This is a genomic window from Herbaspirillum lusitanum P6-12, from assembly GCF_000256565.1.
Taxonomy (GTDB): Bacteria; Pseudomonadota; Gammaproteobacteria; order Burkholderiales; family Burkholderiaceae_D; genus Herbaspirillum; species Herbaspirillum lusitanum.
In genome coordinates this window covers 1-10,854 of record NZ_AJHH01000162.1, presented here as the reverse complement: position 1 = coordinate 10,854, position 10,854 = coordinate 1, and the positions used below count along the sequence as shown (strand labels likewise).

Annotated in this window: 9 protein-coding genes and 1 pseudogene; 1 reads left to right on the top strand and 9 read right to left on the bottom strand. The window is 62.1% G+C overall.

The window, feature by feature from the left end; translation table 11 throughout:
• Positions 1-1,397, top strand: a 1,397-nt coding sequence (locus tag HLUSI_RS27155; RefSeq protein ID WP_016833026.1) for an efflux transporter outer membrane subunit, incomplete at its 5' end; no start/stop codon positions are given.
• Positions 1,398-1,431: 34 nt separating this feature from the next.
• Here HLUSI_RS27155 and HLUSI_RS0105535 read toward each other — a convergent pair.
• The 9 genes and pseudogenes from HLUSI_RS0105535 to HLUSI_RS27150 form a co-directional block, all read right to left on the bottom strand.
• Positions 1,432-1,665 (bottom strand): hypothetical protein, encoded by a 234-nt coding sequence (locus tag HLUSI_RS0105535; RefSeq protein ID WP_040503197.1) that lies wholly within the window; start codon positions 1,663-1,665, stop codon positions 1,432-1,434.
• Positions 1,666-1,886: 221 nt separating this feature from the next.
• On the bottom strand, positions 1,887-2,681 hold the full coding sequence (locus tag HLUSI_RS0105530) for a thymidylate synthase (RefSeq protein WP_016833021.1): 795 nt from the start codon (positions 2,679-2,681) through the stop codon (positions 1,887-1,889).
• 152 nt (positions 2,682-2,833) lie between these two features.
• Positions 2,834-4,174 (bottom strand): c-type cytochrome, encoded by a 1,341-nt coding sequence (locus tag HLUSI_RS0105525; RefSeq protein ID WP_083830849.1) that lies wholly within the window; start codon positions 4,172-4,174, stop codon positions 2,834-2,836.
• A complete protein-coding gene (locus tag HLUSI_RS0105520; RefSeq protein WP_016833018.1) occupies positions 4,171-5,949 on the bottom strand; it encodes a GMC family oxidoreductase in 1,779 nt (592 codons plus the stop codon). The genes HLUSI_RS0105525 and HLUSI_RS0105520 overlap by 4 nt, the downstream gene beginning before the upstream one ends.
• Positions 5,950-6,021: 72 nt before the next feature.
• Positions 6,022-6,756, bottom strand: coding sequence for a gluconate 2-dehydrogenase subunit 3 family protein (locus HLUSI_RS0105515; RefSeq protein ID WP_040503196.1), 735 nt, complete (start codon positions 6,754-6,756; stop codon positions 6,022-6,024).
• Between the two features lie 405 nt (positions 6,757-7,161).
• The gene (kce, locus tag HLUSI_RS0105510; protein WP_016833016.1) at positions 7,162-8,094 is read right to left on the bottom strand and encodes a 3,5-dioxohexanoate:acetyl-CoA acetone transferase; all 933 of its coding nucleotides are present in this window, start codon (positions 8,092-8,094) and stop codon (positions 7,162-7,164) included.
• Between the two features lie 397 nt (positions 8,095-8,491).
• Positions 8,492-9,427: pseudogene (locus tag HLUSI_RS0105505) on the bottom strand (3-hydroxyacyl-CoA dehydrogenase); the annotation flags it as partial.
• A gap of 20 nt (positions 9,428-9,447) precedes the next feature.
• Positions 9,448-10,230: an SDR family oxidoreductase gene (locus HLUSI_RS0105500; protein ID WP_016833014.1), complete on the bottom strand. Its 783-nt coding sequence runs from the start codon at positions 10,228-10,230 to the stop codon at positions 9,448-9,450.
• 29 nt (positions 10,231-10,259) lie between these two features.
• The coding region (locus tag HLUSI_RS27150) for an ABC transporter ATP-binding protein (protein ID WP_040503195.1) at positions 10,260-10,854 on the bottom strand (595 nt) is incomplete at its 5' end.

Sequence of the window (10,854 nt, the reverse complement as noted above, 5' to 3'; positions counted from 1 at the left end):
CGCAGGTCGACGTCGAGCCGGTGCAGAAGGTCGACGTTCCCAAGCAGTGGGGCGATGCTTCCGGCGCCGACGGTGCAAACAGCGTCGCGCAGCTGGCGCTCGACACCGACTGGTGGAAGCAGTTCGGCAGCGCCGAGCTGAGCGGTCTCGTCAACGAAGGCCAGAAGAACAATTTTGAAATCGCCGCCGCCATGTCGCGCGTGCGCCAGGCCGAAGCCAACGCCCGCATCGCCGGCGCGCCGCTGTTGCCCGACGCCGACTTCGCCGGCAGCGCCAACCGCGCCTTGCCGCTCAGCGGCGGCACGCCGACCACCACAGCCAGCGGCATGCTGGAGATCAACTACGAAGTCGATTTCTGGGGCAAGAACAGGGCCGGACTGGCGGCGGCGGAGGCCTCGCTGCGCGCCAACATGTACGACCGCGAGACCGTCGCGCTGACCGTCACCAGCGGCATCGTTTCCACCTTCCTGCAAGTGCTGTCGCTGCGCGACCGTCTCGAGATTGCCAGGCAAAACGTCGGCAACGCCCAGCGCGTGCTCAAGCTGGTCGAAGCGCAAAGCCGCGCCGGCGCCGCTTCGCCGCTGGACCTTGCGCGGCAGCGCTCGGCACTCGCCAATCAGCAGGCGGCCTTGCCCGACCTGATGCAGCAGGAGCGCGATGCGCAGACCGCGCTGGCGATTCTGCTGGGACGTCCGCCGCAAAATTTCAGCGTCGGTGAAAAAGGCCTGGCGACCATCCAGATGCCGAAGATCGCTCCCGGCCTGCCGTCCGAATTGCTGACGCGCCGTCCCGACATCCGCCGCGCCGAGGCGCGCTTGGCCGAAGCCAACGCCAACGTGGCGGTAGCGCGCGCCGCGCTGTTCCCAAGCATCCGCCTGACCGGCTCGACCGGTGCGCAAAGCAATGCATTACTGTCGTTGTTCGATGGTCCCAATCTGCTGGCCAATCTGGGCGCCTCGCTGACGGCGCCGATCTTCGATGCCGGCCGCCTGAACAGCCGCCGGGATCTCGCCGTGGCGCAGAAGCAGGAGTTGGTGCAGGTCTATCGTTCGGCGGTGGTGAGCGCCTTGTCGGAAGTGGAAAAATCGCTGGGCGCGATCCGCACCCTGGAAGAGCGCTATCGTCTCAAGAATCAGGAAGTCGACCAGGCGCGCTTTGCATTTGAATTGTCGGAAATCCGCTATCGCAGCGGCGCCGAAGATCTGATGGTGGTGCTCGACACGCAGCGCATCCTGTCGGAAGCGCAAAACCAGCTCGGCCAGATCAAGCTGCAACGACTGCAGGCCACGGTGTCGCTGTACAAGGCACTTGGCGGCGGCTGGCGCGACGACGTGCGCTACGGAAATCCGGGCACCGACTCGGGCGGTACGCCGCAAAAAATCAACGGCGCTTCCTGAGCGCCGTTCGATTCATTTCATTATTTCTTTTTCTTCAGAACAGGATCGCGCTTGTCGCCGGTCCCACTTCAACGTCCTGCATGTGCTGAGGCAAATTCGCCTGCCCTGAAACGATCAGCGGATAGAGCACGCCGATGCCGACGATCATGAGCGTGACGGCCGCGCACAACGCATCCCATCCCGACAATCCTGACAATCCCGACCATGCCGGCACCAGCAAAGTGCAGATGAATGTCAGCAAGGCAATGTTTCTTCCTGAGCGCAGCATGGGGATTCCCTTCGGGGCGATGTGTCCAGTCAATATAGGACGTCGCGGCGCCGAAGGGAAATAACAAATGCGACTTAGCTTAAACGCAAGCTGAGCGCAACGGCGGCTTGTTTTAATTCATTGGAAGAGGTGGGGCGAAGCCGGAGGTACGAGGGTGCGCGTGATGCAACAACAAAAACGCCTGCGATTGCAGGCGTTTTCATATGGATGCGAAACCGGCGTCAGACTGCCACGGGCGCCTTGATGTGCGGCTGGGCTTCATAGCCGACGATCTCGAAATCCTCGAACCGGTAATCGAAGATGGTTTCCGGCTTGCGCTTGATGACCAGTTTCGGCAGCGGGCCGGGCGTGCGCGCCAGTTGTTCCTGCACCTGCTCCATGTGGTTGGAATACAGATGGCAATCGCCGCCGGTCCAGACGAAATCGCCGACGTCGAGGTTGGTCTGTTGCGCCACCATGTGCGTCAGCAGCGCGTAGGAAGCGATGTTGAACGGCACCCCGAGGAAGATATCGGCGCTGCGCTGGTACAGCTGGCAGGACAGCTTGCCGTCGGCCACGTAGAACTGGAAGAAGGCGTGGCAAGGCGGCAACTTCATCTGCGGGATGTCGGCCACGTTCCAGGCCGATACGATCAGGCGGCGCGAGTCAGGGTTATTCCTGATCTGGCTGACGACCTGTGCGATCTGGTCGATGTGCTCGCCGTTGGGGGCAGGCCAGGAGCGCCATTGGTAGCCGTAGATCGGTCCCAGATTGCCTTCGGGATCGGCCCATTCGTCCCAGATCTTGACGCCGTTGTCTTTCAGATAAGCAATGTTGGTCGAGCCGGCCAGGAACCAGATCAGTTCATGCACGATGGACTTGATGTGCAGCTTCTTGGTGGTCAGCAGAGGAAAACCTTCCTGCAGATCGAAGCGCATCTGGTGGCCGAAGACGGAGCGCGTGCCGGTGCCGGTACGGTCGGTTTTTTCGGTGCCATGTTCGTAGACATGGCGCATGAAATCGAGGTATTGGCGCATGGGATCTGGTGCTGATGGAATGAGGGAGATTGTAACTTATTTGGGGGAGAGGGCAGGTTTGGGGCGGGGCTTGCCTTGCTCGAAGAAAGATCAGTGTCAGTTGCGAACAAACGCAAGCCGGAGAAAAATATCAGAGACCACCGGCATCAAGCTCACTTCTCAATACCCTTCCTCACCGCCGCCACCTGCTCGGCGCTAACCGCCCCCGCATGATTCCCCCAATTCCCGCGAATGAAGCTGACCACCTCCGCCACCTCCTGATCACTCAATCGCCAGCCGAACGCCGGCATCCCCATCGGCGAAGGATCCGATTTGGTGGACGGCATCGCGCTCCCTGCCAGCACCACATGAATCAGCGACGTCGGATCCGCCACATTGACCACCGCATTCTTTCCCAGCGCCGGGAACGCCTTCATCGCGCCGGTGCCGTCCGAGCGATGGCAGGCGTTGCAGTTGTTGAGGTACACCAGCGCGCCTGCAGTTTGCAGCTTGCCTGACCGCAGTTCCAGCGTGGCCGGTTGATCCGCGCCTGCCGCGTTGGATGCTGCTGTCGCTACCGGCGCCCTGGCGGCGCCGTCGGCCGATTTCTTGCCCGGCAGGCTGCTCAGGTATTCGCCGATGGCCAGCAGGTCGGCGTCGCTGAGGTGCTGGGTGCTGTCGTTGATGACCTGGCTCATCGCGCCGAATGCTGCGCCGTCTGTGGTACGTCCGGTGCGCAGGTAGGAGGCGATCTGTTCCTTGTTCCAGCGGCCCAGGCCGTCCTTGTCGTTGCGCAGGCTGGGCGCGTGCCAGTTGTCCAGCGTGTAGCCGGACAGGAAGCCGTCGTCGCTGCCGTCCAGTGACTTCTCCTGGCCGAAACGGCCGTGCGGGGTGTGGCAGGCGCCGCAATGGCCGAGGCTCTGCACCAGGTAGGCGCCGCGATTCCAGCTGACGCTTTGGGTCGAGTCGGCCTTGAACGGTTTGTTCTCGAAGAACAGCATGTTCCATCCCGCCATCAGGATGCGCATGTTGAACGGGAACGGCAACGCGGTCTTCGGATTGTCTTGCTGCACCGGCTTCACGCCTTGCATGAAGTAGGCGTACAGCGCCGACACGTCTTCGTCGCTGAGCTTGGCGAACGACGTGTAGGGCATGGCCGGATACAGGCGCACGCCGTTGCGGCCTTTGCCCTTGCGCAGCGCAGAGGCGAAGTCGTCGTAGCTGTATTCGCCGATGCCGGTCTGCTTGTCCGGCGTGATGTTGGTCGAGTAGATGGTGCCGAACGGCGTGTTCATCGGCAGGCCCCCGCTGAACGGCGCCTTGCCCTTGACCGTGTGGCAAGCCATGCAATCGCCGGCGCGGGCCAGGTATTCGCCGCGCTGGATCTGCTGCGGTTGCGGCGAGGACGGGGTCGGATGGGTCTGCGCGGCGGCGATCGCCGAGAGGCTCAGCGTCGCCGTCGCCAGCAAAGCCCGTGTCGCCCGTGTCGTCCGTGTGAAAAGAGGCGCGCTCATGCTTGCACCAGCGGTCCGGGGTTTTTCAGATAGCGCTCGCGGATCGCGGCGGCCGACCAGTAGGCCAGCGCGCCAACCATGCCGGTCGGGTTGTAGGCCCAGTTCTGCGGGAAGGCGCTGGCGCCCATGACGAACAGATTATGCACGTCCCACGACTGCAGGTACTTGTTGATCACGCTGTTGCCGGGACGATCGCCGCAGATGGCGCCGCCGGTGGTGTGGGTGGTCTGGTAGGGGCGCACATCATAGTGTTCGCCGGACTTGGTGGCGGCGGCGTGCATGAGTTTCGGCTTCATGGCCTTGGCGACATCCACCACGCGGTCGGTGACGTACTGGGTCATGCGGATTTCGTTTTCTTTCCAGTCGAAGGTCATGCGCAGCAGCGGCAGGCCGTAGGCATCGCGATAGGTCGGATCGAGGTCGAGGTAGTTGTCGCGGTTGGCCATGACCGACCCTTCCGAACCGATGTTGAACGCGTGCAGGTAATTGTCCTTGAGCGCCTTCTTCCAGCCGCTGCCCCATTTGGGCGTGTCAGGCGGCACGATGGATTGCCCGATGGGACGGCCGCCGGTGACCATCGCGCTGATGTAGGCGCCGCCGATGAAGCCCAGCGGACCGTGGTCGAACTGGTCGGCGTTGAGGTCATCCATGCCCACGCCACCGGCGCCGGTGCCGATGAAGGGGTTGAATTGCGTGCCCTTGGGCATGATCACGTTGATGCCGCCGTTGTACTGGTAGGCAAAGTTCTTGCCGACCACGCCGTCGCCGGTCTTGGGATCGTAGGGTTTGCCGATGCCCGACAACAGCAGCAGCCGCACGTTGTGCATCTGGTAGGCGCACAGGATCACCAGGTCGGCCGGCTGTTCCACCGACCGTCCTTGCGCATCGATGTAGGTGACGCCGGTGGCGCGCTTGCCGTCGCCGGCGAGGTTGATCCTGGTGACATAGGATTTGTCGCGCAACTCAAAGTTGGGCTTCTTCAGCAGCGCCGGCAGGATACAGGTTTGCGGCGATGCCTTCGCATACATGTAGCAGCCGAAGCGCTCGCAATAACCGCAATAGTTGCACGGTCCGAGTTGCATGCCGTAGGGGTTCTGGTACGCCTGTGACGCATTGGCGGCGGGAATCGGAAACGGGTGGTAACCGACTTCGCGCGCGGCGGTTTCGAACAGGGTGGCGGGCGCGTTGTTCTTCAGCGGCGGCAGCGGGTACTCGCGCTTGCGCGGCGCTTCGAACACATTGCCGCCCTCGATGATCTTGCCGTCCAGATTACCGGCCTTGCCCGACACGCCGGCAACGTATTCGAAGCGATCGTAGAACGGTTCCAGTTCGGCATAGGTCATCGGCCAGTCCTGGATCGTCATGTCGACCGGGATGAAACGCTTGCCGTAGCGTTGTTCGTAATGGCTGCGCATCTGCAGCTCGGCATCGTAGGCGCGCCAGGTGACGCCGTTCCAGTGCACGCCGGCGCCGCCGAGGCCGTTGCCGAGCAGGAAGGAGCCGAGCTGGCGATACGGCAGAGCGTCGTCATTGGGTGAATGGCGCACCGTGACGGTTTCCTTGCTGAGGTTTTGCATCAGCTTGTAGCGCTGCGCATAAGTGAGCTCGTCGGCGATCTTGGGATAGGCGAAGTCGGGATTGGTGTCGCGGGTCTCGCCGCGCTCCAGGCCGACCACGCTGAGACCGGCTTCGGTCATTTCCATGCCCATGATGGAACCGCTCCAGCCCATGCCGACCAGGACGACGTCTACTTTCGGTTTGGTGATGTCTGCCATGCTCGTTCTTCCTTGTTGTTCCTTGTTCTTGTGGCGGGTAAGGCGCTGCCTCACTCAGTTCCTTCATTTCCTCTAGCTGCGTTTGCCTAAGCTCACCGGACCATACGGATAGACCTTGTCGGACGGGCCGACGAAGTCGAGGAAGTCCGCACGCGCGCCGGGGAAGCCGATCATCTTCCAGCTCGCCATGCCCTTGTTGCCGCCGTGGATCGGGTCCGACAGGTAGCCTTCCTTGGTGTTCTGCAGCAGGAAGGTGAAGAACCACTGCGCCGATACCTGTTCGAATTTCAGCGTGCCGCCGTCCATGTCCTTGAACAGTTGTTCCTGCTCGGCCGGGGCCAGTTGGGCGAAGGTCTTGCCGCTGAAATTCTTGCGACAGTGTTCGTTGAGTGCAGCGATGCCGGCGCGGTACAGTTCACGCGGCGGCATGCTGGCCTGGTAGCCGAACAGCGCCGGCGCGTCGCCCTTGAACGGTCCCTGCATGTACCAGTTCGAGGCGTGGCCGAAGCCCGACTCCATCTGGCCGTCGATGAAGGCGGCCACGTTCAGTTCGAGCGCGCCCGGTCCTTCCGGATCGGCCGGGATCAGACGGTCGACGGCAGCCTTGAGGAAGGTCCATTCGTCGGCATTGAAGAAGCGCGGCTGGTAGTCGGCGCCAACAGCAACGTCGGCCGTTTGCGCCGCCGACGGCAACAACGCCGCGGTCGTCAATGCAGACGCAGCCGGAACAATGGCGATGGTCTTGAAGAGAAATCCGCGGCGCGAAGCCACGCCGGGTTCACTCGGAGGCGGGTTACCTTTTTTCATTGTTCACCTGGGCTGGTTAGCACGTGGCGCCGCACTGCACGGACGGTAGCGGACCTGCTGCGCCGTTTACCTGGGGTCGGCTGAAGCCAAGGCTTCGGCCTTTTGTTTTTTGCTGAAAGTTCGACCGGGGTGGTCGCAATGGTGTTCCGCAGGCAAGCTCGCCATCGGCAGACTCGCTTTCACAAACTGACAGCGAGTCGGCGGCACCGCGCATGAACAGGCGGAAAATGGCCGTCATCTGGAACCATCTTCTTCGAACGAAAAAGAAAGCTGACGGAAAAAAGAAAATAAAAAAAACGGCGCTCACAAAAATCGTGAAGCGCCGCGGGAGATAAAAAGTAAAGCAGCTCCTACATGGCCTGTAGGAGCCGGCTGAAGAGGCGTGTAGGCGGGATGGCGGTTCGCTTAGAAGCCGACGTTGTCGCCGCCCTTGAGCTTGAGCATCTGGCGCGCATCGTCCGGCGTCGCCACTTCCAGCGACAGCGCTTCGATCACGGTGCGGATGCGCTTGACTTGCGCGGCGTTGCTCTGCGCCAGCTTGCCTGGACCGTCCCACAGTGAATCTTCCAGGCCGACGCGGGTATGTCCGCCCATTGCCGCCGACATGGTCGCGATCGGGATCTGGCCGCGGCCGGCGCCCAGCACCGACCAGTAGTAGTCGTCGCCGAACAGGCGGTCGGCGGTGCGCTTCATGTGCATCACGTCTTCGACGTCGTTGCCGATGCCGCCGCGCAGGCCGAACACCGACTGGATCAGGAACGGCGGCTTGATCAGGCCGCGATCGATGAAGTGGGCGGCGGTGTAGAGATGGCCGATGTCGTAGCACTCGATTTCAAAACGGGTCTGGTTGGCGCTGCATGATTCGAGGATGTAGGCGATGTCCTTGAAGGTGTTGCGGAAGATGCGGTCGTCGGATTCGGCGAGGTAGGGCTTTTCCCAGTCGTACTTGAAATCCTTGAAACGGTCGAGCATTTCGTACAGGCCGAAGTTCATCGATCCCATGTTGAGCGAGGCGACTTCAGGTTTGAGTTGCAGTGCCGGTTGCAGGCGCTCTTCGACACCCATCGTCGGTGCGCCGCCGGTGGTGAGGTTGATGACGACATTGGATTTGGCTTTGATTTGCGGCAGGAATTTGCGGAATTCGTTGGGGTCTTGCGTCGGCTTGCCGTTTTGCGGGTCGCGGGCGTGGAGGTGGACGATGGCGGCGCCGGCTTCTGCTGCTCCCAGGGCTGCATCGCGGATTTGGTCCGGGGTGATGGGCAGGTGGGGGGACATGGAGGGCGTGTGGATGGCGCCGGTTACGGCGCAGGTGATGATGACTTTTTTGGGTTTGCTCATTTGGTTCTCCTGGTGATTGTTGGTTTGAGTTCGTTTGGTTCGAGTTCGTTTTTTTCGTAGCTAATTCTGTTTTCTCTTCGGACTACCGGGGTTGCCGGGGGTAGCCCGGCGGCTACTCACTTTCTTTGCTTCGCCAAAGAAAGTAAGCAAAGAAAGGGTTGGAGCACTGCTCCAACGCAACGATTCGCCGCCTCGCTTTGCGAGGTTCCCGTTGGCGCCGCACTCAAATCGGGAAGGGAAACAAACTCGCTGCGCTCAGACAAGTTTCCCTTCTTTTTCCGATTTGAGCACGGCGCCAACGGCGACTCATAAGCGGAATTCTTTTTTTCGGCTCGCTTCGCATTGCCTTGGGGGGCTCGCCTGCGGCATCGTGATTGTCTTCCTCGGCTGTAACCAATTACGTTGCTTGCTTCCGCTTATGCGCGACTAGTCCCATCAATCGATTGTCGCGCCAGCGTGATCGTTCTTCCAGTTGATCGGCTTTGAGCACGGTGCGCCGTTCATCCTCGATCTGTTTCAGCGTTGCTGCATCCCATTCGTTCGGCAGCTGCGTCTTTGCCACGTCGCGATACGTGTGGCCGTAGCGCCTGGCGTAGTCGAGCACGCCTTCGGGGGCGTTGAGGTCGATGGTTTCGAACGGGCCCATGAAGGACCAGCGCAGGCCGAGGCCGTCTTTCAATACCTTGTCCAGATCTTCCGACGAGGCGTAGCCGTTTTCGTACAGGTTCAGCGCTTCGTTGAGCACCGCGCCCTGGATGCGGTTGAGCAGGAAGCCGGTGATTTCCTTTTTCAACAATACCGGCGACTGGCCGGCGCGAGTGTAGATGTCGTGGGCGCGCTTCACCGTTTCCGCCGAGGTCCATGGCGCCGGGGCGAGTTCCACCAGCGGCACCAGATAAGGCGGGTTGACCGGGTGGGCGACCAGGATGCGGTGGCGGCCGGGGAGGTGTTCGGAGAACTCGGAGGTCGGGATCCACGAGGTCGAGCTGGTGAGGATGGTGTCGGGGGCGGCCAGCTTGTCCATCTCGGCGAAGATCTGGCGTTTGACTTCGACCGTTTCCTTGACGTTTTCCTGCACCAGCGCAGCGCCCTTGAGCGCTTCGGCCAAGGTGCTCGCCGGCTTGATGCGCGCCAGCACGACCTCCGGCGTTTCCGTGATCAGGCCGTGTTTGGCGAGGTCGCTGATGTTGTCGTGCAGGAGCTTGGTGCAGGCGCTGAGCGCTTCCGGCACGGCATCGTAGATGGCGACGCTGCAACCGGCGCGGGCGAAGACGATGGCCCAGGCGCGGCCGATCAGTCCGGCGCCGATGACGGCGATTTTTTCATTCATGGGTGTCTCCTTGAATTGGGGTGTTAGCCGAGATGCTCGACATTACCGCAGACCGACAAACTCTGCCCGCTGATGGCGGAGCCGGCCGGTGAGCAAATGTAGATGATCTGGTTGGCGATATCTTGCGCGGTGACCATCTTGCGCATCGACACCTTGGACAACAGGCGCTCGCGCATTTCTTCGTGGCCGATGTTGTAGGACGCCGCCTTGGCCGCGATCACGCGCTCCTGGCGTTCGCCGGCAACAATGCCGGGCAGGATGGCGTTGACGCGGATGTTGGCGGGACCGAGTTCCATCGCCCAGCTTTCGGTCAGGCCGATGACGCCGAATTTGGAAGCGGAGTAGGGCGTGCGTAGCGGGAAGCCGAGGCGGCCGGCTGCCGACGAGATGTTGACGATGGAGCCGCCGCCGGCTTTCTTGAGCAGCGGCACCGCGCGGCGCGTGCACAGGAACGGTCCGGTCAGGTTGACGGCGATGGTCTGGTCCCAGGCCGACAATTCGGTCTCTTCGACTTTGGCGGTCGGGCCGGCGATGCCGGCGTTGTTGACCAGCACGTCGAGCGTACCCCAGCGTTGCGCCAGTTCGGCGAACATGGCGTCGACCTGCGCTTCGTTGGCGACGTCGGTCTTGCTGTAGCTGACCGGCGCGTGGGCGAACTGTTTGCGGGCGCTGTCGAGGAAGTCGTCGCTGACGTCGCAGATGTGGACGTGCGCGCCGGCTTCGACGAAGGAGGCGGTGATCGCCAGGCCGATGCCCTGGGCGCCTGCGGTGACGACAACGCGTTGATCTTTCAAACTGGTGTTCATGTTGGTCCTTGTTACTGAAAAATTAAAAATTACAGCCAGAGAATTTGCTTGCGGTAAGTCAGGTCGGTCAGCAGCGGTTCGGCCGGGCCGGTGTGGAATACCGCGCCGCGTTCCAGCGCAAACACGCGGTCGGCCAGCGCCAGCACCAGGTCGAGGTTGTGCTCGACGATGACGATGGAGACTTCGCGGCGCAACTGATCGAAGACGGTGAAGAGTTCTTGTACGACTGCCGGCGCCAGACCCTCGAAAGGTTCGTCCAGCAACAGCAGCCTGACGTTGCCCGACAGGGCGCGCGCCACCGCCACCATCTGCTGCTCGCCGCCGGAGAGGAAGTCGGCCGGCGTATGCAGGCGCTCTTTCAGGCGGGGGAAGTAGTGCAGGATTTTTTCTTCACTCCAGGCGATGCCGTTGGAAGAATCCGTCTTGCGCGCAAGGCGGCCCAGCGACAGGTTCTCCGCCACCGTCATGCCGGCGAACAGGCCGCGTCCTTGCGGCACGTAGCCGATACCGAGGCGTGCGATATCGGGGGCGCTCAGGCCGGCGATGTCCTTGCCGTTGTAGCGGATGGCGCCCGAAGCAGGCTTGAGCAAACCGGTCAGCGCTTTGAGCAGCGTCGACTTGCCG